Raw genomic sequence first — 25,116 nt, forward strand, 5'->3', positions numbered from 1 at the left:
TTATTTTTATTTAATTAATAATGGCGGAGGAAAAGGGATTCGAACCCTTGCATCTTTTTAAAGACCTATATACTTTCCAAGCATACCTCTTAAACCTCTTGAGTATTCCTCCAATCCATGAAAAATAAAAAAATACAATAATTACAATTTTATTGATAAAATTAACAAAAATATATTTTATTTAATTAAATAAAATAATAAATAATTTTATCAATAAAAAATATAATATCTTTGTATAACTAAGAATAAAAATTTAATTTTTAATTCTAACAACTTCCCGAACAATTTCAATTTCTTCATTTGTAGGTATAACTAAAACTTTAAAAAATGAAGATGGAGTGCTAATAACTCTTTCGCCTTTGGAATTATTAAATTCATCATCTAAATAAACTTTTAAAAATGATAAACGTTGAATGATTTTTTTTCTAAATAATAAGGAATTTTCACCAATACCTGCGGTAAAAACTAAAGCATCTATTCCTTGTAATAAAAAATAATAAATACCGATATAATCGACTATTCTTTTAATTTGAACATCATGAGCTAATAAAGATCTTTTATTTCCTTTTTGCAAAGATATTTCAATATCTCTAGCATCATTAGAAACGCCTGAAACACCTAAAAAACCTGATTTTTTATTCAAAATATTCATAATTTCTTTAATACTTTTATTTTCTTTATAAGATATAAATTCAATAATAGTAGGATCGATATTACCACTTCTTGTACCCATCGGCACACCTTCAAGTGGTGTGAATCCCATAGAAGTATCTACAGACTTGTTATCTTTAATAGCACATAAAGAAACACCATTACCTGCATGACAAACAATAATTTTTAAATCTTTTTTATCTAATATTTCTGAAGTTCTATTAGATACATATTTATAAGAAATACCATGAAATCCATATTTTCTAATTTTATATTTTTGATACCATTCATAAGGAATAGCATAAGAAAAATTTTCTTGATTTATAGTTTGATGAAATGTAGTATCAAAAACCCCCACTTGAAAAATATTAGGTATAATTTCTTCAAAAGCCTTTATGCCCAAAACATTAGCATAATTATGTAAAGGAGCTAAGTCATTTAAACTTTCAATTTTTAAAATATTTTCTTCAGTTAAAACAACAGAATCTTTAAATAATTCTCCACCTTGTACAATTCTGTGTCCCACTCCTTTAATGTCTTCTAAATTATCAATAATTTTATTAATTTGCAAAGATTCTAACAATAATTTTACCGCTTGTTGATGATTTAAAACTGGTATAATTGTTTCTTTTTTAGTAATCCCATAAATTAAACTAAAAATAGCGTTTTGATCTCCTATTTTTTCGATCAAACCAGAAACAATCAATTTTTCTTTTGGCATATCAAATAATTTAAATTTTAAAGAAGAACTTCCAGCATTTACTGATATAATTTTCATATAATTAAACATTTCTCCTATGATATATGTATTAGTATACATTATAATTTATTATTATTGAATTTTTTATAGAAAACTTAAAAAAACAATAATAGCAATAAAATGACAAATAGTCCCTAATGAAACAAATAAATGCCAAATAAAATGATAATATTTTTTATAATCTTTAATATAAAAATAAACTCCTAAACTATAGAAAAAACCACCAAATAATAAAAAATACAAAATTGACTTGTCTAAATTTAAAAATGGAAAAATAAACAAAGAACTCCAACCTAATAAAAGAAATAAACAAATATGTATTTTATTCCATTTATAAATCCAAAACCATTTTAATATAATACCAATTGTTATTATAATAAATTGAACAACAAACAAAAATAGACCCAAATTAATATTACCAAAAAATTTTTGTTTATTTAATTCTGGAGATAAAAGTAAAAAAGGAGTAAAAGTTCCAAATATTAACAAATAAATACCAATATGATCTAATTTTTTTAATATTTTTTTTGCCTTTGTAAAACTTAAAGCATGATATAAAGTGCTAACTAAATAAAGAAAAATCATAGAAAAGGGTGAAAATATAGAAAAAAATTTATTAAAAGGTGAAATAATGGTAATTTTTAATGAAAATATATAACATGAAATAAAAATTAGCATTATAATTCCAAAAGGAATCATTAAACCATGAGAAATAGCATTAGCTATTTCTTCACCTAAAGTTTGTGAGTTATTTTCTTTTTTTCTTTTATACATAAAAAATTATCTCCTAAAAAATATAAAAAAATTTAAAATCATAAATTTAAAATAAATTTGCAAATCTGTCAAAAAAAATATCAGCATTTTTTAAAACATTATATTTTAAAATAAAATCTAAATTTAAAGGCCATTTAAAATATTTTAATGTTAATAATATTCTATATTTATTATTTTTTTTAGATATTAAAGATAAAATAGGTCCCAGTACTATCATTTCTTTTTTATTATATGTTTGCTCTAAAATATATTTAATATTTTTAGATATTAAAAAAACCTGTAAATATGATTCATGACAAATTAAAATTTTACTAAGATAATTAAATGGAGGTAATTGAGATATTTTTCTTTCATATAAAAGTTTTTTTAAAACATATTTTTCTTGATAACAAGAAACTGATTTAATAATATAATTATCAATATCATAACTTTGAATAATTACTGTACCTTGTTTAGTTCTTCCAGAACGACCTGATGTTTGCATTAATAACTGAAAAGTTTTTTCAGAAGCTTTAAAATCAGGTATTTTTAATAAATTATCAGCTGCAATTATTCCAACAAAAGTAACATTAGAAAAATCTAAGCCTTTAGAAATCATTTGTGTGCCTAATAAAATTTGAGCTTTGTTTTGATTGAATTCATTCCAAATATTTTCATATTCACCAATTTTTGAAATAGTGTCTGCATCTGTTCTTTTAATTATTACTTTAGGAAAATTTTGTTTTAAATAATTTTCTAAATATTCAATTCCTATACTAAAAGTTTTAATTTTTTTTTGATTACATTTAGGACAAACTAATTTAAATTCTAAAATAAAACCACAATGATTACATTTTAAAATATTTTTTTTTTGATAAAATGTAAGACTAATGTTGCATTTGATACATCTCGGAACATAACCGCAAAAACGACACAACAAAAAAGGTGCATAACCTTTAGTATTAATAAAAATAATTGCTTGTTCATTTTTTTTTAATGTTTCATTTAGTTTTTTTTTTAATTCAAAAGAAAAAGGTTCTAAATTACCCTTTTTTAATTCTTCTTTCATATCAACTAATTTTATTAAAGGAAAATGATTTACTAAAACTCTTTTATTTAAAGTTAATAATTTATATATATTTTTTTGAACATTATAATGACTTTCCAAAGAAGGAGTGGCGCTACCTAAAATTAAAGGAACATTATGATATTTTGTTCTAATTTTAGCTAATTCTTTTACATCATAAGATAAAGATGTTTCTTTTTGTATAAAAGATTCATCATGCTCTTCATCAATAATAATAATACCTAACGATTGTAAAGGAGAAAAAATAGCACTTCTAGTGCCTAATACAATTGATGCTTCTTGATTTTTAATCATTTTATATTGATTATATTTTTCTTTTGGCGATAATAAACTATGCATAATAGATATTTTTTCTTCAGTAAATTTAGATTTCAACCTTTGTGCTAAAGGAGCTATCAAAATTATTTCAGGAACTAAAATCAAAACTTGACGTTTATTTTTTATTATTGTTTCAATTAATTTTAAATAAACTTCTGTTTTTCCAGTTCCAGTTTTACCATAAAGTAAATATACTTTATTTTTATTTAAGTCAATTTGTCTTAAAGTTTCTGTTTGTTCTTCATTTAAATTTACTTCTTTAGTTTTTGATAAAGAAAAATTATGATTCAAAAAAAATTCATTAAAATTTTTTTCATATTTCAAAATAATTCCTTTTTTTAATAAATTATTAATAACAGCATAAGAACTAAATTTTAAAAAATCTATTTTTTTAATATTTAATTTTTTTTTTAATTTTTCTACAACATATTTTTCTTTAGTTGTTAAATATATTTGATTATAGTCATTATAAATAGGGTTAAAATGATAAAAAGTTTCTTTTTTTTCTGAATAACGGGGTTTTAACAAAGTTTGTATTTTTACAACATTAAGTTTACAAGCTAATTTATTTAATTCAACGCCAAATTTTTTATATTCTGAATTATTAAGTAACCATTCATTTTTATTATTAAATTTTTTTAGTATTTCTTCCGAAATAGCTTCTTTATTAAAAAGTAAAACTTTTTTTTGATAATTAATTAAAAGTCCTTTAGGAATAACTGTTTCATAAACTAACGCTTTTGAAATAAAAGGAATTTTTAAAATTTCTTCTGCTAATAAAAAAAGTTCTGAATCAATAGAAGGTTCCACATCTAAAACTTCAGACAATTCTTTTGTAGCAAAATAACTAAAGTTAACCAAATTACAAACATAACCTAATCTTTTTTTATCTTTTGAACCAAAAGGAACTATAACACGCATACCTTTTTGAATCATTCCTTGAAACTTTACAGGTATTATATAATCAAAATATCGGTTTCTTAATTCAAATGTTTTCAAATCAATAACAACTTGAGCAATCATTAAAATCTAATTATACCTATCATTCCTTTATTTAATTAATAAAAATATTTTATAATTTAAATTTTTATTTATTAATGCCCTTCAAAATATTATCAATATGATTACCATATTCTAAAGATTTATCATAAATAAACACTAATTGAGGTATTTTTCTTATATTTCTTATTTTTCTAGCTAAAGACATTCTAATTGTAACTTTATTTTTTTCTATAATTTCATTAGCTAAAGATAAAAATTCTGGTTGATTATTTAAAATAACATAATAAACATTTGCAAAAGATAAATCATTAGTTAACTTAACTTCAGTTACATTAATAAATCCAATTTTATCATTCTTAATAACTAAATTAATTATTAAAGCTAATTCTTTTTTTATCAAACTAGATAATTTTTCATTTGTTATTCCCATATATTTTAATTCTCCGATTTCTCTAACTTATATGCTTCTATTATATCATTGATTTCAAAATTACTAAAATTTTCTACTAAAATACCGCATTCATTACCCTTTTTAGAATTTTGAATATTATTTTTTAAATGCTTTAAAGAAATTATTTTACCTTGATGAATAATTTTTTTATTCCTAATTACTCTTAATAATGAATCATTAGTTATCATACCACTAATAACATAACAACCAGCAATAGTTCCTATTGTACTAATATTAAATATTTTTCTTACTTCAGCTTGGCCTATAACTTTTTCTTCTAAAGAAATTTTTAATAAACTTTTCATTATCTTTTCTACATCTTCGAAAATACGATAAATAACGTTATAAAAATTTATTTGAATACCTTTATTTTTTGACAAATTTCTAACAAAAAGATTAGCATTTACATTAAAACCTATAATTAAAGAAGAATTTAATTGACCTAAATTAACATCACTTTCAGAAATATCACCAACACCCATTTTTATAAATTTAATTTTAACATCAGATAAAGAAATTTTTTCTAAAATGCTTTTTATAGCTTCTAAACTACCTTGAAAATCTGTTTTTAAAATAATATTTAAATATTTAGTTTCTGCATTATCTACATTACTTAAAAAATTTTCTAAACCAGCAATTTTATTTTCTGATTCTAAATTTTCTATATGTTGTTGTTTTTTTTGATTAACCATTTTTTTAGCAGTGAATTCATCTTTAACAACTATAAAAAAATCTCCTGCTAATACAACCTCTTTTAAACCCGAAACTTTAACAGGTTGCGAAGGTAAAGCTGTTTTTAATTGTTGTTTTAAATCATTTTCTATAGAACGAATTTTACCATAAGTTTTACCAACAACAACAATATCACCAACTTTTAAAGTTCCTTTTTTAATAATAAAAGTAGCTATAGGTCCTTTTGATATAGCTAAGTTACTTTCTAAAACATGACCTTCAGCAGGAATTTTTATTTCAGTTTGATAATTTTCTATTTCACTAATTAATAAAATCAATTCTAATAATTGATCAATACCTTTATTTTTTAATGCTGAAATTTCAACATATGGTGTTTTACCCCCCCACGCTTCAGGTAATAAATCATAATTAGAAAGTTCAGACATAATTGGTTCCAAATTAATTCTATTAATTTTATCAATTTTATTTAAAGCAACAATAATAGGTACTTTTACTGCTTTTGCGTGTTGTAAAGCTTCAATAGTTTGTGGTTTAACTCCATCATCTACTGCTAATATCAAAACACAAATATCTGTAAATTTTACACCTCTAGCTCTCATTTGATTAAAAATTTCATGACCCGGAGTATCTATAAAAGTAATTAAATTTCCTTTATATTTGGTTTGATATGCACCTATATGTTGAGTAATACCACCAAATTCTTTATCAACTATTCTAGTTTTTCTAATTGTATCTAATAATGTAGTTTTTCCATGATTAACATGACCCATAATAGTAATAATTGGAGGTCTTTTTTCTAATTTTTGAATATCTTTTTTTGTTTCCGTAATCATTTTTTTTGAATTATCCAGATTTTCAAAAATAATTTCAACATTAAATTCAATACCTATTAATTCAATAGTTTTTTTATCTAAAGTATCATTAATATTAGCAATTATTCCTATCTGTAAAAGTTGTTTTATTAATCTAGCGCTAGAAATACCAAATATTTTAGCTATTTCTTTAATATTGTGTTTTGCATCAAAAACATAACTTTTTTTCATTTTTTGTTTTTCGACGTTCGAATAATTTTTTGTTTTATTTTTTGATTGAGGTATTTTTTTTTTCATAAGCTTTATCCTTTCCTAAATAAAATATTTTTTTATTAAATTCAATAATTAATTTTCAATAGTTTTAACAATTTCTAAAAGTTTTTGATAAATTTCTTGTGGTATATAAGTTTTTAATTTTTTTTCTAAAATTTTTTTTTTTTGAATTAATAAAACATTTTTAAGAGTTAGAACAAAATAAGCTCCTCTGCCGAAAATTATATAATCAAAATCAATAAAAATTAATTTATGTTTTGTAACTACAACTCTTATTAAATTTTCTTTTGGTAAAATACAGCGACTAGCAATACAAGTTCTCAAAATAAGTTTTTTTTGTTTTATCATTAATTTACCTTATTTTATTAAAATATATATAATATAAATATTTTTTTAAGTCATTTTTTTAATTTTTTGAAATTGAGATAAAGTTTTAATATCAATATTCCATTTAGTAGCTTGTACAGCTAATTTAACATTTTTACCTAATTTACCAATTGCTAAAGATAATTGATCATCTTCTACAATTACCAAAGCAACTTTATTTTCTAAATCAACAATATTTACTTGAAATATTTTAGCTGGTTGTAGAGAATTAGAAATTAATTCTTCATTTTTTTCGCTCCATAAAAATAAATCAATTTTTTCTCCCTGTAAAACTTTAATAATGCTTTTAATACGATCGCCATTTTTACCAATACAAGAACCAATTGGATCAACTTGAGGATTATTAGAAAACAATCCTATCTTAGTTCTTTCACCAGGAATTCTAGCAATCATCATAATTTTTAAAGTACCATCATTAATTTCAGGAATACAATCTTCAAAAATTTTAGTTACTAAACCAATATGAGTTCGACTTACAAAAATTCTTGGTAATTTAGTAGTTTTTTGAACTTCAACTATATAAACTTGAATACGATCACCTTCAGAAAAAATTTCTTTTTTAAAAGTTTCTTTTTTAGGCAACAAAGTAGTCATTTCTTTTTCTAATTCTAAATAATAAAATTTACTATTAGAACCAATAACTTTGGCATTAATCAATTGACCTTCATAACTTTTAAAATAAACATAAATATTTTCCCTTTTTTGTTTAGTTAATTCTTCTTTTAATTTATTTTTAAAATCTTTAACAGCATAAAGATTAAAATCTTTAGGATTAATTTTAATATTAATAATTTGACCTAATTTTACTCTTTTTTTAAATTTTTTAGCTTCTTCTAAATCAATATGAGTATAATCTTTGTAATTGTTTAAATCTTTTTCTTCTGGATCTATTATATAATATTGTTTATATAAATTTATTTCATTACGCTCTTCTTTGATATCAACTCGACAAGATTTAACTTGATGTGCTTTTCTACAACCATGAATAAGAGCTTTTGTAAAAGCATCTTTTATTTGTTCACTAGTTAAATCATTTTCTTCTGCAAATTCATTAATAATATTAAAAAAATCTTTACTATTCAAAATTACTACCTACCTTATAAAAAAAGAATGATACAAATATTAATATATATAAAAAAAAATTTAAAATTAAATAATTATTTTTTTATTTTGTATTATTTTATAATTTTTTTTACTATCAATAATATTAAAAATAAACATTAAATCAAAAAATAGTGATTTAAAATCACTATTATAATTAAATAACTAATTTTTTAAAATTTAAAAATAATAAAATAGTCAAAAAATAAAACAAAAAGAAAAATCCTAAAATAAAATTTTTTTAATATTATAATTATAACATATTTATAATGACATTAAAATCAAATTAAAGATTATTTCAATATTCAAAAATTAATAAATAAAAAAAATAAAATCATTATTTATTAAATCATAAACATAATTAAATATTCTTGAATTTTATTTTTATCATCAATATTTAACATAATACCTTCTAAAGCAATAGAAATACGTCCAGTTTCTTCAGATACTACTAAAGTCATACTATCGGTAGTTTCACTAATTCCTAAAGCAGCACGATGTCTAGAACCTGTTGTTTTTTCAAAATGTTCATCATCAGATAATGTATAATAAGCACCAGCGCATAAAATTCTGTCTCCGCGAATAATAGTTCCACCATCATGAAGTGGAGTATTAGGAATAAAAATATTCATTATTAATTCTTTTGAAACTATACCATTGATTAAAATAGCTTTTTGCGAAAACATATCTAAAGTATTATGTTTTTCTATAGTAATTAAAGCTCCAATTTTTTTACTTGACATTTCGATTACAGAATCTAAAATAGCTTTTTGAGTACTATGACTTCCCATAACAATATTTTTCTGTTTAGACCAAAATTTTAAATAATTATTAAAATAAATTCTTAAATAAGGAGCTTTTATAATAATAATACTAATTAAAGCAAAAATTAATAATGAATCATAAATTTTTAATTCTAATAAATAATCCAAATCGTATGGTCCTAATAAATGTTTAGTAATTATTTTAAAATAATAAACAAAACCAGTACATAAAAACATTAAAAAAATAATTTTAAAAATTTGATATTTACTAAAAAGAATTTTAAAAGCAAAAAAAATTAATATTATAAATGCAATAAAATAAATTAAAACTTCCAAAAAAAAATCCATAAAATACCTTTTCTTTTTTTTATTTTAGTTAAAAAATATTAAATTTATATCTAAATATATGTAAATTATAATAAATATTTATACTTCTTAATAAAAATATTCTTAGCTATTATTACAATAATAAAATATAAAATTAATATTGTTCCAAACGATAAACAAAAATACCAATCTTGAAATTTACGAAAAAAATTAGATTCTAATTTTAATGAATCACATAAAAAAGGTATAAAGGGAGAAAGTGTTACAATACTAACACCTGTTATAGAAAAAATAAACATTAATAATGATGGTTTAATATCTTTAATAATATTTTCTGTACGTAATAAAAAAATAATAAAAACTTGCGACCACATAGAAAAAATAAACCATCCAGTTTGAAAAATAGATTCCTCTTCACCTCTCAAAATGAAAAAAATTAATAAATCAAATAAAAAAGAAATAAATCCAAAAAAAATCATAAAATTTATAATATTTTTTAAATCCCAATTACGCGGCTTTTTTAAATAATTAGATTCTACGTTATCAAAAGGAATAGCAAAACAAGTTAAATCATAAATCACATTTAAAAATAAAATTTGAATTGATTTCATCGGAATAAATTCTAAAAATAAACTAGCTGTTAAAACACTTAAAACATTACCAAAATTTGAAGCTAAAGTAAATTTTAAATATTTTAACATATTAGTATAAGTTTTTCTACCTTCAATAATTCCTTTTTGTAAAATATTTAAATCATTACCTAAAATAATAATATCTGCTGCTTCTTTTGTGATATCAGTCCCAGAGTCAACAGAAATAGCTAAATGAGCATTTTGCATTGCTAGAACATCATTAATACCATCTCCCATAAAACCAATAATATTTTTTTCTTTTTTAAAAATATTTATAAGTCTTCCTTTTTGTTCTGATGAAAATTTTGTAAAAATATTTATTTTTTTAGCTTTCTGATATAATTCATCATCATTTAATTTATCTATTTCATTACCAGATAACAAACTAACATTATTAATATTAATCATTTTAGCTATTGTCTTAGTTAAAATATCATTATCACCAGTTAAAATTTTTACTTCAACACCGTATTTTTTTAAAGAAGATATTGCTTTTTTAGCACTTTTTTTTATAGAATCAAAAAAAGTTAAAAAACCTATTAAAATCATTTTTTGTTCATCAAAATAATTTAAATTTTTAACAAAAGAAGAAATATTTTTTTTAGCTAATCCAACAACTCTAAAACCTTTTTGATTATAATAAATAATGTTATCATAAATAATTTTTTTATATTCTGGTGTTAAAGGAACAATATTTTTTTTACTAATTTCAACATAATCACAAATATTTAAAATTTCTTCTATAGCTCCTTTAGTAATCATTATTTTTTTTTGATTATGTTTATTTTCTAAAATAACACTGACCATTCTTCTAGAATAATCAAAAGAAATTTCATCTATTTTATGAAATTTTTGATGATAATCAATTTTAATAAAATTATTTTTTTGTAAATCTTGAATTTTAGAAATAATAGAATCATCTATAATATTTTTAGCGCCAGAATGAAAAAAACTATTAAGATAAGCATTTTTTAAAACACTTTCGCTTAAATTATTATTTAAATCAAAATAACCATCTAGTGATATATGACCTTGTGTTAAAGTACCTGTTTTATCAGTAAATAATATATTCATAACACCGAAATCTTGAATAGAACTCAAATTTTTAACTAAAACTTTTTTTTTTGATAATAAAAGTAATCCAATAGATAAAGAAGTAGTGGTAACCAAAGGCAACATTTCCGGAGTTAATCCAAAAGCAATAGTCAACGAAAATAGTAAAGGTTCAATTATACTTCGACGACCAATTTTAACATAATTAATTATAAACATTAAAGGCATCATAAAAAAAATAAAAATAAGTAATAATTTAGAAATAGAAGTAATACCTTTTTGAAAATTAGAAAAATTATTTTGTTTATCAATATTTTTATTTATTTTACCTAAATAAGTGTTTTCACCTGTAATAATAACAATACCTTTAGCATAACCAGAAATAACACTAGTTCCAGTAAAAATTAATCTTTTATCTTCTAAAAAATTTTCATATATATCTTTATTTTTAGCATCTTTCTGAACTGAATAAGCTTCGCCTGTTAAACTTGCTTCTTGAACAAAAAAATTTTTAGTCTCAATTAACTTAATATCGGCCGAAATAATATCACCAGAAGTAAAAAAAACAATATCACCTCTAACTAAATCATCTGAAAAAATTTTTTGAATTTTATTATCTCTTTTTACTTTAGTAGTTGTTTGAACAAATTTTTTTAGCTTTTCAACTATTTTCGAAGATTTCATTTCTTGAAATAAAGAAATAAAATTAGATAAAAAAAATATTAAAAAAATAATAATAATAGTTGTAAAATCTTTAAAAGAAGATTTTTTTAAATCATTAAATATGACATCAGTTAATAAAGAAATAATTAACATTAATAATAAAATAATATTAAAAGGATTAAAAAAAAATTTTATAAATTTTTGAATATAAGAAATTTGTTGATGTTTTACAAATTCATTTCCACCGTAAATTTTCCGATTAATTATAACTTGTTGTAATGTCATTCCATTTTCTTTATTAGAATTGAAATAATCTACAGTATCTTTTAAATTTTGTTGACTAATATCTCTCATAAATTTAACATAATTAAAAGAAGAATTTTTATTTGATTTTTTTTTCATAAAATTAAAAACCTCCAAATAATAAATAAATTAAAAACAACAATATAAAAATTTTATTATTATAATCAATTAATAAAATTTAATCTTATAAGTTAATTTTACTAAATTTTTTACTTTTTAATAAACAAACCTTAATTTAATATAAAAATATAACAAAAAAACACCCTCTAAAAAGGGTGCATAAATTTTTTATTTTCTATTATAAAACTCAACTATTAGTTGTTCTTTAATATTAGGTAATAATTCATTTCTTTGAGGAATGCGAGCATATTTTCCAACTAAATCTTTATTTAAAGAAACATAATCAACACGATTTAATTTGTTTGCTAAAGATTCTTTTACAATAATTAAATCTTTTGATTTTTCTTTTAAAGTTATAGTTTGACCAACCTTTAAACTATAAGAAGGAATATCTACCTTTTTACCATCTACCAAAATATGACCATGATTAACCAATTGTCTTGCTTGTTGTCTAGTTTTAGCAAATCCTAAACGATAAACAATATTATCTAAACGAGACTCCAATAAAAACAAAAATATTTCACCATGTATACCTTTTAATTTACCCGCATCTTTAAAAATTTTTTTAAACTGTTTTTCGGAAATACCATAAGTAAAGCGAACTTTTTGTTTTTCTTGCAATTGCAAACCATAATCTTTAGCTTTAATTCTTTTTTGTCCATGCATTCCCGGTGCATAAGATCTTTTAATTAATTCTTTACCTGTTTCTAATAAAGAATAATTTAAACGACGCGAAACTTTCCAAATAGAACCTATATAACGAGACATTAATCACATTTTCTCCTTAAATTAAAATATTATCAAAATAAAATTAAAAATTTTTAAATTAATTTATATTAAATACTAAAAATATTTTAGTTTAAAATAAATTAAAAATTTTTAATAAAATTTTCATTAAAAAATAAATATTATCGACATAATTTAAAAAAATAATAAATTTATAAAATCATTTAAAATAATTTTAAACGTGATTTATTCAAAAAACAAAGAATTATTCCATTTAATAAACCAGTTAATATAGATGGAATAAAATTATAAAAAATAGAAAAAATCAAATAATGTTTATTATTAAATAACTTTTGCAAAAAATCAGGAAATTTAATAATGTATTCAGGAGTGATAACATGAACCCAAATAAGATAACCAGATAAAGTATGCAATATAGCTTTTAAAGAAAAAATTAAAAATACAGCTAAAAAAATTTTTTTAAAATGATTATTATTTTGAAAATCAGGTAAATAAAATAATCCAGAAATGCTATAAGATAAATCTGGCAAAATATAATCCATAATATAAACTAATATTGAATAATTGGAACTGATATTAAATAAATCTAACCAAACTTTTAATGTAAAAAAACTTGCTTTTTGTAAATTATAAAAATTAAATAAAATACAAGATCCTAAACTATACTTAAAACCAAATATAAATCCTATTAAAATTATGGGTAAAACTGAAATTTTAAATATCGTTCCGCTACCAAATGTATTCCAAGAAAAAGTCAAAGTCCAAAAAATATCTAAAAAAATAGCAAAAGAAACTAACGAAGCTGAAGTTGCTGTTTTTTGTAAATTATTTAATTTCACGTATTTTTTATTAACTCTCTTTATACTTAAAATGTTTTTATATCCAAAAAAATAAAATATTATAATTTTATATAATGAATTAATTAAAATTTAATGAAAAAATTAATCAACTTTTTGATCAGTTTTTTTATTTTCTAAATATAATTTATCTTTATAATAACCACTATTTTTAGTAACACGATGTGATAAAGTGAAATTTTTTGTTATAGAACAAACTACTAAATTTGGAGTAATTAGTTTATAATGTGTACGTCTTTTTCTTTTAACAGTTTTACTGGTTCTTCTAAACGGAACAGCCATAATAATTTTCTCCTAATTTCTTATTAATCATATTAAATATACAAAAAATATAAAAAAATATTTTTTTAATAATAATTTAATATTAAAAATTTATTATTTAAATGGCGTTTGAGAAGGGATTCGAACCCCTGACCGACAGCTTAGAAGGCTGTTGCTCTATCCAACTGAGCTACTCAAACACTAAAGAATTTCAATAAATTTAACAATTTATATTATACTTTAAAAAATATTTTTTTTCAAATAATTATATATTAAATTAAAAAATATATAATAAAATCTTAATTATTAATTTTAGAAGTTATTTTTAAAAATAAATAATTAAATTTATCAAAAATATGATACTTTGCTATAATTTGAAAATCATTTTCTTCTAACCAACATAATAAATATTCAATCTTACCTTGTGGCCCTAATAAAAAATGTTTACTTTTATCAGGAACTTTAGATAAAATTTTAATAATAGTTAAAACACCCATACCACAAATTAAAGCTAAATCAAAATCTTCTTTAATATTATCAAAACCATCACTTAAATAAAAATTAACATAATATTTTTTTAAATTTTTTTTAGCTTGCATTAAAGGTTGAAACTTATTATCTGAAGCAATACCTTTTTTAATATATCGCAATTCAAAAGCCTTTTTTAAAACTAATCCATGATCAGTACCAATATCTAAAACTTTTTCGTAATTTTTAGATGAAGATCGAATTAAAGTAATTAAATAAAAAAAAATAATCAATTTAAAGCTTCTTCCCAAACCCAGCAGGCATGTCTCCATGCACTAAGCTTTCACAATTAAGTTTAATAATTTAAACATAATTCTAGCGTTCTTTGCCATGTAATCGGTGTTACCGTCTCAAACTACTACAACGCCTCTGCCACCATAAAAAACAATAATAAACTAAATTATTTTTTTGTTCTTCTTAGGTTTCCCTGGTAATATAAAAAGCTAAGTAATCATGAATATCGGTTATTTCAATGTCTTTTTTTATTTTTATAAAATGCTTATCATTTTTCAAATAATATATTGAAAGTAAATGACTTTTAAAAACCGTTAACTAATTTTTTTAAAATAAATGATAACAAATAGGGATTTGATAGGGAATATTCCTATATTGAATTTAATTCAATCTCATTACCTATTAGAGGCTTGCTATACCCAACTCGACCTGAAATTCAATCTTTTTTGACTTTAACCTTATTTCATATGAACTTGCAACTTAGTAGTAACATAATATTCTTTTTAGTTAACTTATTGCTTTACAGACATGCTATTTTCCTTTTTTATTTTTCAATTTCAAAGTTAATCTGTTATTCTCGTTTTGTCATTTCTAAAACGTCTAGTCTTTTTTCTAGATATCTTTTTATATCCTAACAGGCGCCCTTAACGAAGCAATAAATAAAATTCTTTTCATTTTTTTATATATCCTATTTTTTATTCATCCTATTATAAAGAGTTTTTAACTTATTTTGTCTTGCTGGAGTTCTTAAACGTCTAAAAGCTTTAGCTTCTATTTGTCTTATTCTTTCACGAGTAACACCGAATGCATTTCCCACTTCTTCTAAAGTATGAACTTTACCATTTAATAATCCATAACGCATTCTTAAAATCTTTTCTTCTCTATCTGTTAAAGTGTCTTCTAAAATTTCATTTAAAGTATTTTTCATAATTTCTTGCAACATATAATCATGTGGTGATAAAGAATCAGGATCACTAATAAATTCTCCTAAAGAAGAATCATCTTTTTCTCCAACTCTAGCTTCCAAAGAAATAGGTTTTTTCTTAATGATTTCAATAATTCTTAATTTTTTTTCAGAAATATTAATAAATTCAGATAATTCTTCAGTAGTTGGTTCTCTATGTAATTTTAATCTCAACTTACTTTTTGCCATAGAAATAATATTAATCCTATCCACAATGTGAACCGGTAATCGAATAATACGAGCTTGATCAGCTACTGCCCTTAAAATTTTTTGCACAATCCAAAAAGTAGCATAAGTAGATAATTTACAACCTTTATCAATATTAAATTTATCTATAGCACGCATTAATCCTCTATTACCTTCTTGAATCAAATCTAAAAATTCTAAACCTCTTCTAATATAACGTTTTGCAATAGAAACAACTAAACGATAATTAGCCTCAATCAATCTATGTTTAGCTTTATTAGATATTTTTAAAATATCATTTAATTCAGAAATTTCTTTTTCTGATAAATCAATCTCTTTTTTTCTATAACTTTCAAGCTTTTTTTCTGCTTCTCTTCCATTATAAACCAATCTAAATTGTTCTTGTTCTTCTTCTAAAGTTAACAATGGAATTTGACCAATTTCTTTCAAATATATCTTAACAGGATCATAAAATTTTAAATCAATTGGATTTTTATCAATATTTAAAAATTCTTCTTTTTTTTCTTCAAATTCATCCAAAACTAAAGTATCTGTTTCATCTTCATAAATTAAATCTTCTTTTTCTAAAACAATTTCATCTAATGAATCAGATAAATCTTTTATTTTATCTTCTGAATATTTAAGTATAAAAGAATCATTATCTTCTTTTTTAAAATTTAATAAAAAATTATCATTAATATCATTTTTTTTAACATAATTTAAAAAATATTTATTTTTATTTTTTTGTTTAATATTAATTTTTTTAAATAAATTTTCAATCAATATTTTCCAATTCATATTAATTACCTTTATTTTATTTTTTTATTTTCATTTTCAATCTTTATATAATTTGAAATTGTTTAATTTTAATTGTAGTTGTAATACTTTTTTTAAAATTTCTTTTTTTTTATTTTCTTTTTTTTCATTTTTTATTTGTAATTTATAATTATAAATTAAATTATCAATTTTTTTAATTTCAATTTTGTTTTTTAAATCAACTATAAAACAAAAAGCTTTAGGATATGATTTTAAAAAATCATCTATATTTTCTATTGTAATAAAATTTTTTTGAGTGTGAGAATCATAATATTTTTTAATTTCTTTAAATAAAAAAACATAATAATAATAAATTAAATCTTTTTTAGATAAAACATCTGGTGACTTTTTTTGAAAATTAGAAAATTTTTCATCTTTAGATAATCTATCCCAATTGCTATATAAATAATGTCTATCAAAAATAACATCTAATAAAAAATTCGTTGTCATAAGTTGTTTAACTTTATAAATATCAACAAATTTTTGTATATTACTATTTTTATCAAAAGACAATTTAATTTTAATATTATATTTATTATTCAAAATATTTTGATAATATATTTTAATTTCTTCATTTTGTTTATCCAATAAAGAAAATAATTCAAATTTAATTTTTTCTTTTTCAATAAAATCTAAAGAAACAGAATTTATTTTTTTAGATAATTCTTCACATTTAATATCTAAAAAATCTTCTGTATTATCTATAATAAATTTTTTAAATTGAATTTCACCTTTTTGACGATAATATTCATCCGGATCCTGACCATTAGGAAATAATATTCTTTTAACTTTAAAACCTTCTTTAGTTAAATAACTACCTAATTTAAAAAAAGATTCTTGGCCGGCAAAATCGTTATCATAAGCAAAAATAAATTCTTTAGTTAATTCACTTAATATTTTAATTTGTTTAATGTTTAAATTAGTGCCCATAGTAGCTACAGTATTTTTAATTCCGCATTGAAAAGAAACTATAACTTCAAAAAATCCTTCATATATGATAACTTTATTTTGTTTTATAATTTCGGATTTATTTTCATAAAATTGATATAAAAGTTCTTGCTTATTAAACAACTTAGTATTAGTATTAAATAAATATTTAATCGGCTCATTGTTATTTAAATTACGACCAGCAAAACCAACAAATCTACCATAATTATTAGTAATTGGAAAAATCAAACGTTCATTAAAAAAATTATAATATTCACCTGTTTTTTCATTTTCTTTAATTATTCCTAAATCCATCAAATCATTAATAGAATATGTTTTTTTTAAATAATCAATCAAAGATGAAAAATTGTTAAATTCTTTTTTATTTTTTACTTGATTATGAATAATATTTTGTCTTGAATAACCCAAAGCATAACCTAATTTAAAATATTTTATTGTTTCATCTTTTATTTTACGTTCTTCTTCGAGATATTTAAAAGCTTTTTTACCAAATTTTCTATCATATAAATTAGATTGAAAAAAAATCATTGTTTCTTCTATAATTTTATAAAAATGATTATTTGAATTAAATAAAAAATTTTTTTCAGATAAATCAGCAATATTTAATCTTTTAGCTAACGCTGTAACAGCATATTGAAAAGAAACTTTTTTAATTTCTTTATAAAAAGAAATAGGTTTACCACCTTTTTTACAAGACATACAAAAAGCAATATTTTTTTCAGGTGAAACAGAAAAAGAAGCAGTTTTTTCAGAATGAAACGGACATAATCCCATAAAATTCCTACCAACTTTTTTTAAAATTACATTATTTTCTTGAACTAAATCATAAATAGGAACTTCTGTATTAATTTTATTAATAAATTCTTCAAATTTCAATTTTTCTAATTTCATATTACCTCAAAAACTAAAATAACAATTTATTTTCTAAATATTTTTTTATATCTTTAATAAATATCCTGTCTTGTTTTAAATTATCACGATTTCTAATAGTACAAGTATCATCTAAAAAAGTTTGATAATCTATTGTAATACAAAAAGGAGTGCCTATCATATCATGTTTACGATATCTTTTGCCAATACTTTGATTTTCTTCATAACAAACTTCAAAATATAACATTAAATTTTTATAAATTTCCTTTGCTTTTGAACTATGATCTTTTTTATTTAAAGGTAAAATAGCTGCTTTAAAAGGAGCTAAAAAAGGATGAATCTTCAAAACTATTCTAATATCTTTTATATTTAATTTTTCTTCTTCATAACTATTAAATAAAAAAGCTAGAAATAATCTTTCTACACCCACTGAGGGTTCAATGACAAAAGGTAAATATTTTTTTTTATTTTTTTCATCTAAATAAGTTAAATTTTTTTTAGAAAATTGTTGATGTTTTTTTAAATCAAAATCTCTTCTTGAAGCAATACCCCATAATTCAGAAAAACCCCAAGGAAAATTAAATAATACATCGGTCGTAAAATCAGAATAATGACTTAAATCTTCTGGTAAATAATCTTTGAACATCAAATTTTTAGAATAAATACCTAAAGATAACAAAAAATCATTAACATATTTTTTCCAATATAAAAACCATTTTTTTTGAGTTCCAGGCTCACAAAAAAACTCTAGTTCCATTTGTTCAAACTCACAAGTACGAAAAATAAAATTTCCTGGTGTTATTTCATTTCTAAAAGATTTACCAATTTGACCAACCCCAAAAGGAATTTTTTTTCTAGATGTTTTTAAAATATTTTTAAAATTAATAAAAATTCCTTGCGCTGTTTCTGGCCTTAAATATAATTTTTTACTTTTTTCTTTAACTACTCCTTGATAAGTTTGAAACAACATATTAAAATTTTTTATAGAAGACCAATTTTTAGTACCTAAAAGTTGATTATCAATAATATATTTTTGCATTTTTTCAAAAGACCAACTACTAATATTTAAGTTAGAATCATTTTTATTAATTAATTGATCCACACGATAACGTTTATTATTATCTTTATTTTCTATTAAAAGATCTGAAAAATGTGCTAAATGTTCTGAAGCTTCCCATACTTGTGGATTTAATAAAATAGAACTATCGAATAAAATATTATTTTCTTTTTCTTTAATAAATTTTTTTAACCAAGCTTTTTTTATATTTTGTTTTAATAATGATCCTAAATGACCATAATCAAAACTATTAGCAAAACCACCATAAATTTCACTACTTGCAAAAACAAAACCTGTCTGTTTAGCGAAAATAAAAATTTTTTCTAAAGATGTCATAAAAACCTCTTATTGTTTATATATATTGAAAAAAATAATAAATATTGTTAATTTTAATAAAGATTTTGTAATTTTATATCTAAATAAAATTCATAATAATAATAAATAAAATTTAAAACAGGAAGTTTTGTTTTAAGTTCTTGAATGTCATAAGAAGATCGAAGTAAAGATAGTTCTTTAATTTGAACATCACTAAAATTATTTTTGTCTTTTAAATAAAAATCACTTTCTAAATTGATAATAGATTTATTTTTTAATAAAAGACTATTAAAATTAATTTTATAACCTAAAAAATTCAAAAGTCTTAAAGCAAAACTTAAATATCCAGTTTGAATAAATTGTAATGCTTTCAAAACTTCTTGAAAAATAACATCATGTGGTAAATAATTATCAATATTATAAATTGTTTTATCAATTAATTCTAAAATTAAAGAAGCTTTTTTAATATTAGCATAGTTTTTTTTAATATTTTTATAATTATTTACTAAAAAAGCTTTATTAAGAATTAAAAATGAAGAATTTTTTCTGTTTTCAAATTCTATTAAATTTAAATACTCAATTAAAATACGATAAGGATTTATTATCATTTGAGAACCTTTAGCAATTAAAGTTTTTTTTCCTTCAGGTGTATAAATAAAAACTAATTTTGAATATTCTTTATATGACGAAATTTTATAAATCAAACCTATAGTTCTAACCATCAATAATAACCTAATTGTTTTAATAAATAAATATTTTCACGCCATTTTGGTTTTGTTTTAATCCATAAATTTAAGAATACTTTTATATTTAAAATATTTTGAATTTCTTTTGCAGCATTAATAGAAATTTGCTTTAACTTTTCACCTTTACTACCTATTAAAATTTTTTTTTGAGATGTTTTTTCTATTAAAATTAATACCCAAACCTCAATCAAATTATCATTAATATAATTAATACGTTCAACCATAGTACCAACAGAATAAGGTATTTCTTGACGACAATAAAAAAATATTTTTTCTCTTACTAATTCAGCAATTAAACGATCTTTTTTTTGATCAGTGATCATATCACAAGGATAATACTTTGGCCCTTCTTTTAAATAAGACAAAATACTATTTTTTAAAGGAATTAAATTTTGACTATTAATAGCAGAAATAGGAATAATATTATCAAATTTAAAATATTTTAAACAATCTAAAATAATTTTATCTATTTGAATTTTATTCTTAAAATTATCTATTTTATTAATTACTAAAATAATAGGTTTTTTATATTTTTTAATATTTGATAAAAAATTTTTTTCTGATAAATTTAAAATATCAGTTATTAAAAATAAAATTATATCTACACCATAAATACTTTTTAAAGAAGTTTCATCCATTCTTTTTGATAATAAAAACTTACGATTATTAAATCCAGGCGTATCTATAAAAATTAGTTGTGAATTAATATCATTACAAATTCCTATTATTTTATTAATAGTAACATTTGGTTTATCACTAACAATAGAAATTTTTTGTTTAACTAAAACATTAATCAAAGTAGATTTACCAACATTTGGCCTTCCTAAAATTGTTATAAAACCGGATTTAAATTTCATATTTATCTCCTTAAAAATGAAATTATTGTTATTTTTTATTTTTAAAAATGATTTTTTTATCTAAGCCAACTTTTTTTAACATTTTTTCTTGAATAATAAGCATTTTTTTTAATTCATCCTCTGAATGATGTTCATAACCTTTTAAATGTAAATAGCCATGAGTGACTAAAAAACCAACTTCACGACTTAAACTATGATTATAATTTTTCGATTGTTTTTGAGCTTTATTTAAATTAATAAAAATATCACCTAAAGAATCTTTATCTATTTCATTAATAAAAGATAAAACATCAGTATCATAATCTTTTTGACGATAATAAAAATTCATTTTTCTCATTTCTAAAGGAGTTATAAAAATAATATGTATATTTTTTTTTTCAGGTAAAAAAGAAAATATTTTTTTTAAAATTTTTGTTAAATATTTAACGGAAATATCAGTTTTATTATGTATTTTAACTTTCATTTTTTAAACTTTTTTTAATTTTAATAGATTTTAAAAAAATAATTAATAATAAAAAATATAATAAAAAAAGCAACTTAAAAAGATGCTTTTAATTCAAATTAATATTTAATATAATATTATTAACGTAATGACATTTTATTACGACGATTTTTCTTTTCTACACTTGGTTTAATATAGTATTCTTTTTTACGTGCAGCGGCAAGATTACCAGATTTGGATACTTCACGTTTAAAACGACGTAAAGTTTCTTCAATAGTTTCTTCTTCACGAACTATAGTCTTTGGCATATTTTTTAACACCTCTTTTCATATTAAATAAAATTAAGTAAATAAATAAAAATAACATCTCAAATAATTATACAAAATTTATTTTTTTTGTCAAATAAATATTTATTAAATTAGTTTATTTTTTACTTCTGTTAAATAATATACAGAAATAATAAAAATAAAATAAAAAGTAATTAAAAAAAACAATAAACGATTTAAAAATAATTCTGCTCCTTGAATTTTACGATTTTTATCTTTTTCTGAATAACTACCTGAATAAGAATTAATATCATTATCATCAGAAAATAATAGTACACTAAAAATAATCAAAAAATTCAACAAAATTAAAATAACTTTAAATAAATATTTTATTGTTTCTGAATCCATCATAATTATTAACCTCTATTATTCAACACTAAACTAAAGCTTTTATAAAAACATCATTAATATTATCAACAAGAATAATTTCTAAAACTTTAAGAACTTCTTCGGGAATATCATCAATATCTTTTAAATTATCTTTAGGAATTAAAATAGTATTCAAACCACTACGATTAGCAGCAATAGCTTTTTCTTTTAAACCACCAATAGGTAAAATTGTTCCATTTAAAGTAATTTCTCCTGTCATACCAATATCTTTACGAATATATCTTTTTTTGACAGCAGAAATAATAGAAGTAGCTATAGTGATACCTGCAGATGGTCCATCTTTAGGAATAGCACCTTCAGGTAAATGAATATGAAAATCATTTTTATTAAAAATATCAAAATCAATTTCAAATTCTTTAGCATGAGATTTTAAAAAACTTAAAGCTGTCATTGCACTTTCTTTAATAACTTGACCTAATTTTCCTGTTAAAATTAACTGTCCTTTGCCTTTATAATAAGTTACTTCTACAGGTAATATGTCACCACCAAAAGAAGTATAAGCTAAACCGTTAGCTATTCCAATTTGTTCTTTAATATTTGCTAGTGTATGAAAATAAATAGGTTTACCTAAATAAAATTCAATATTTTCTTTATTTATAATAACTTTTTCTTTTTTATTAATTAAAATTTCTTTTACAGTTTTTCTAACTAAATCAGCTATTTTTTTGTTTAACTCTCTAACGCCTGCTTCTTTTGTATAATGGCGTATTATATGAAATATACTAGAATCATCAATTTCAAATTGTGATTCATCTAAACCATGACTTTTAATTTGTTGTGAAATCAAATGATTTTTAGCAATCATAAACTTATCTTGTTCCGTATAAGAATTTAATTCAACTATTTCTAATCGATCCCTCAAGGGAGCAGAAATATTTTCTAAATAATTAGCAGTTGTAATAAATAAAACTTGTGATAAATCAAAAGGTTCAGACAAATAATTATCCATAAAAGTTTTATTTTGTTTGGGATCTAAAACTTCCATTAAAGCTGAAGATGGATCATAACTATTATTAAATACTAATTTATCAATTTCATCTAACAAAAATACTGGATTCATAGTACCTGCTTCTTTCAAGCCATTTAAAATACGTCCCGGCATAGCACCAACATAAGTTTTTCTATGACCTCTAATTTCACTTTCTTCTTTCAAACCGCCAAGTGACTGTTTAACAAATTTACGACCTAAAGCTTCTGAAATAGAAATAGCTAAAGAAGTTTTTCCTACACCTGGAGGACCAGATAAACAAAGAATAGTTTGAGGATTTTTTTTAGTCATAATTTTTACTGCAGCATATTCAATAATACGTTCTTTTACTTTTTTTAAACCATAATGATTAATATCTAATTTATCTTGAATCTTTTTTAAATCATTAACATCTTTGCTAAATTTTTTCCACGGTAAAGATATTAAAAAATCTAAGTAAGTTCTAATTACAAAATATTCAGCAACTAAAGAAGAAGATGATTGATAACGCGATAATTCTTGAAAAGCTTTTTCTTTTATATTATTAGGCATTTTAGAAATTTTAATTTTATTTCTAAGTTCTTCAATTTCTTCTTCTTTTTTAACTTTTTCACCTAATTCATTTTGAATAGCACGCATTTTTTCTCTTAAATAAAACTCTTTTTGATTTTCATCAATACTACGTCTAACCTGATCATTAATTTTTTGTTCAATAGAAATATTAAACATATGAGAAGCAATATCATTTAAAATATAAAAAAGTCTTTTATTTAAATTACATTCTTTTAAATATTTATATTTGTGAGATTCATCGATACGCAAACAAAAAATAATTAAATCAGTTAACTTTTCACTGCTAATTTCTTGTCCAAATTGCTCTAAAAGATTTTTATCTGAATTACCAACTATTTCATGAGAATTATTACTAATTTCTTGAATAACCATTTTAATTAAAACTTTTTCATCTTTTAAATCACCATATAAAGTTTTAACTTCGTTATATTCAACTAAATATAAAGGAGAAGTTTTTACAAATTTTTTAATTTTAATTCTTTTAACAACATGAAATTTAACTTTATAAATATCATTAGAAATTTTAACTTTAGTAATAATTTTAGCTAAAACTCCGAATTTTTCAATATCTAAAATTTTAATTTTATCACTAAAAAAATTCTTTTGTAATAAAACTAAAACATAAGGATAATTATTTTTTTCTGCTAATTTTAAAGCTTCAACAGAAAAAGAACGCCCCACTTCTATTCTGAAATCATTGTGCGGAATCGGAACAAGCCCTCTAATAACTACAGCAGGCAATTCATTATTAATATTTTTTTTTTCTTCTTTATAATTATCCATGTTTTTTTACTCCTATCCGAAATAAACTATGAAATTATTATATTATAACTAAATAAAAATAAAAAAATTATTATATTGAATAAATTAATTTTTTATTTT

Annotated in this window: 22 protein-coding genes and 2 tRNA genes; all 24 read right to left on the reverse strand. The window is 21.0% G+C overall.

The window, feature by feature from the left end; translation table 11 throughout:
- Positions 1-21 precede the first annotated feature (21 nt).
- Positions 22-112: transfer RNA gene (locus V9D86_RS00825), tRNA-Ser, on the reverse strand.
- A gap of 141 nt (positions 113-253) precedes the next feature.
- A complete protein-coding gene (locus V9D86_RS00830; RefSeq protein WP_334330913.1) occupies positions 254-1,429 on the reverse strand; it encodes an acetate kinase in 1,176 nt (391 codons plus the stop codon).
- Positions 1,430-1,495: 66 nt separating this feature from the next.
- Positions 1,496-2,185, reverse strand: a complete 690-nt coding sequence (gene trhA / locus V9D86_RS00835) for a PAQR family membrane homeostasis protein TrhA (RefSeq protein WP_334330914.1) — start codon at positions 2,183-2,185, stop codon at positions 1,496-1,498.
- A gap of 46 nt (positions 2,186-2,231) precedes the next feature.
- Positions 2,232-4,592, reverse strand: a complete 2,361-nt coding sequence (priA, locus tag V9D86_RS00840; protein WP_334330915.1) for a replication restart helicase PriA — start codon at positions 4,590-4,592, stop codon at positions 2,232-2,234.
- A gap of 64 nt (positions 4,593-4,656) precedes the next feature.
- Positions 4,657-5,001 (reverse strand): 30S ribosome-binding factor RbfA, encoded by a 345-nt coding sequence (gene rbfA, locus V9D86_RS00845; protein ID WP_334330916.1) that lies wholly within the window; start codon positions 4,999-5,001, stop codon positions 4,657-4,659.
- A gap of 5 nt (positions 5,002-5,006) precedes the next feature.
- Positions 5,007-6,824 carry a translation initiation factor IF-2 gene (infB, locus tag V9D86_RS00850; protein ID WP_334330917.1) on the reverse strand — a complete coding sequence of 606 codons (1,818 nt, stop codon included), beginning with the start codon at positions 6,822-6,824 and terminating at the stop codon, positions 5,007-5,009.
- Positions 6,825-6,872: 48 nt separating this feature from the next.
- Complete coding sequence (locus tag V9D86_RS00855; protein ID WP_334330918.1) at positions 6,873-7,148, reverse strand: YlxR family protein; 276 nt, start codon at positions 7,146-7,148, stop codon at positions 6,873-6,875.
- Between the two features lie 45 nt (positions 7,149-7,193).
- Positions 7,194-8,270, reverse strand: a complete 1,077-nt coding sequence (nusA, locus tag V9D86_RS00860) for a transcription termination factor NusA (protein WP_334330919.1) — start codon at positions 8,268-8,270, stop codon at positions 7,194-7,196.
- Between the two features lie 362 nt (positions 8,271-8,632).
- The gene (locus V9D86_RS00865; protein ID WP_334330920.1) at positions 8,633-9,400 is read right to left on the reverse strand and encodes a diadenylate cyclase; all 768 of its coding nucleotides are present in this window, start codon (positions 9,398-9,400) and stop codon (positions 8,633-8,635) included.
- A gap of 65 nt (positions 9,401-9,465) precedes the next feature.
- Positions 9,466-12,129 carry a magnesium-translocating P-type ATPase gene (gene mgtA / locus V9D86_RS00870; protein WP_334330921.1) on the reverse strand — a complete coding sequence of 888 codons (2,664 nt, stop codon included), beginning with the start codon at positions 12,127-12,129 and terminating at the stop codon, positions 9,466-9,468.
- Between the two features lie 189 nt (positions 12,130-12,318).
- Positions 12,319-12,918, reverse strand: a complete 600-nt coding sequence (rpsD, locus tag V9D86_RS00875; protein WP_334330922.1) for a 30S ribosomal protein S4 — start codon at positions 12,916-12,918, stop codon at positions 12,319-12,321.
- A 182-nt stretch (positions 12,919-13,100) separates the two neighbouring features.
- Positions 13,101-13,736, reverse strand: a complete 636-nt coding sequence (locus V9D86_RS00880; RefSeq protein ID WP_334330923.1) for a hypothetical protein — start codon at positions 13,734-13,736, stop codon at positions 13,101-13,103.
- Between the two features lie 102 nt (positions 13,737-13,838).
- Positions 13,839-14,036, reverse strand: coding sequence for a 50S ribosomal protein L32 (gene rpmF / locus V9D86_RS00885; RefSeq protein ID WP_334330924.1), 198 nt, complete (start codon positions 14,034-14,036; stop codon positions 13,839-13,841).
- Positions 14,037-14,138: 102 nt separating this feature from the next.
- Positions 14,139-14,215, reverse strand: a tRNA-Arg gene (locus V9D86_RS00890).
- 99 nt (positions 14,216-14,314) lie between these two features.
- Positions 14,315-14,815, reverse strand: a complete 501-nt coding sequence (locus tag V9D86_RS00895; protein WP_334330925.1) for a tRNA (adenine(22)-N(1))-methyltransferase TrmK — start codon at positions 14,813-14,815, stop codon at positions 14,315-14,317.
- 650 nt (positions 14,816-15,465) lie between these two features.
- Positions 15,466-16,725, reverse strand: a complete 1,260-nt coding sequence (locus V9D86_RS00900; RefSeq protein ID WP_334330926.1) for a sigma-70 family RNA polymerase sigma factor — start codon at positions 16,723-16,725, stop codon at positions 15,466-15,468.
- Positions 16,726-16,761: 36 nt separating this feature from the next.
- On the reverse strand, positions 16,762-18,582 hold the full coding sequence (gene dnaG / locus V9D86_RS00905) for a DNA primase (protein ID WP_334330927.1): 1,821 nt from the start codon (positions 18,580-18,582) through the stop codon (positions 16,762-16,764).
- A 13-nt stretch (positions 18,583-18,595) separates the two neighbouring features.
- Complete coding sequence (locus tag V9D86_RS00910) at positions 18,596-19,954, reverse strand: glycine--tRNA ligase (protein ID WP_334330928.1); 1,359 nt, start codon at positions 19,952-19,954, stop codon at positions 18,596-18,598.
- A gap of 53 nt (positions 19,955-20,007) precedes the next feature.
- Positions 20,008-20,655 (reverse strand): DNA repair protein RecO, encoded by a 648-nt coding sequence (gene recO / locus V9D86_RS00915; protein ID WP_334330929.1) that lies wholly within the window; start codon positions 20,653-20,655, stop codon positions 20,008-20,010.
- The gene (gene era / locus V9D86_RS00920) at positions 20,655-21,536 is read right to left on the reverse strand and encodes a GTPase Era (protein ID WP_334330930.1); all 882 of its coding nucleotides are present in this window, start codon (positions 21,534-21,536) and stop codon (positions 20,655-20,657) included. The genes recO and era overlap by 1 nt, the downstream gene beginning before the upstream one ends.
- A gap of 28 nt (positions 21,537-21,564) precedes the next feature.
- Positions 21,565-21,999, reverse strand: coding sequence for an rRNA maturation RNase YbeY (gene ybeY / locus V9D86_RS00925; RefSeq protein WP_334330931.1), 435 nt, complete (start codon positions 21,997-21,999; stop codon positions 21,565-21,567).
- Positions 22,000-22,118: 119 nt separating this feature from the next.
- Positions 22,119-22,286 (reverse strand): 30S ribosomal protein S21, encoded by a 168-nt coding sequence (rpsU, locus tag V9D86_RS00930; RefSeq protein WP_012504448.1) that lies wholly within the window; start codon positions 22,284-22,286, stop codon positions 22,119-22,121.
- A 105-nt stretch (positions 22,287-22,391) separates the two neighbouring features.
- Positions 22,392-22,652 (reverse strand): hypothetical protein, encoded by a 261-nt coding sequence (locus tag V9D86_RS00935; RefSeq protein ID WP_334330932.1) that lies wholly within the window; start codon positions 22,650-22,652, stop codon positions 22,392-22,394.
- A gap of 28 nt (positions 22,653-22,680) precedes the next feature.
- Positions 22,681-25,017: an endopeptidase La gene (gene lon / locus V9D86_RS00940; RefSeq protein ID WP_334330933.1), complete on the reverse strand. Its 2,337-nt coding sequence runs from the start codon at positions 25,015-25,017 to the stop codon at positions 22,681-22,683.
- Between the last annotated feature and the right edge of the window lie 99 nt (positions 25,018-25,116).

Source organism: Candidatus Phytoplasma prunorum (assembly GCF_036924415.2).
GTDB lineage: Bacteria > Bacillota_I > Bacilli_A > Acholeplasmatales > Acholeplasmataceae > Phytoplasma > Phytoplasma prunorum.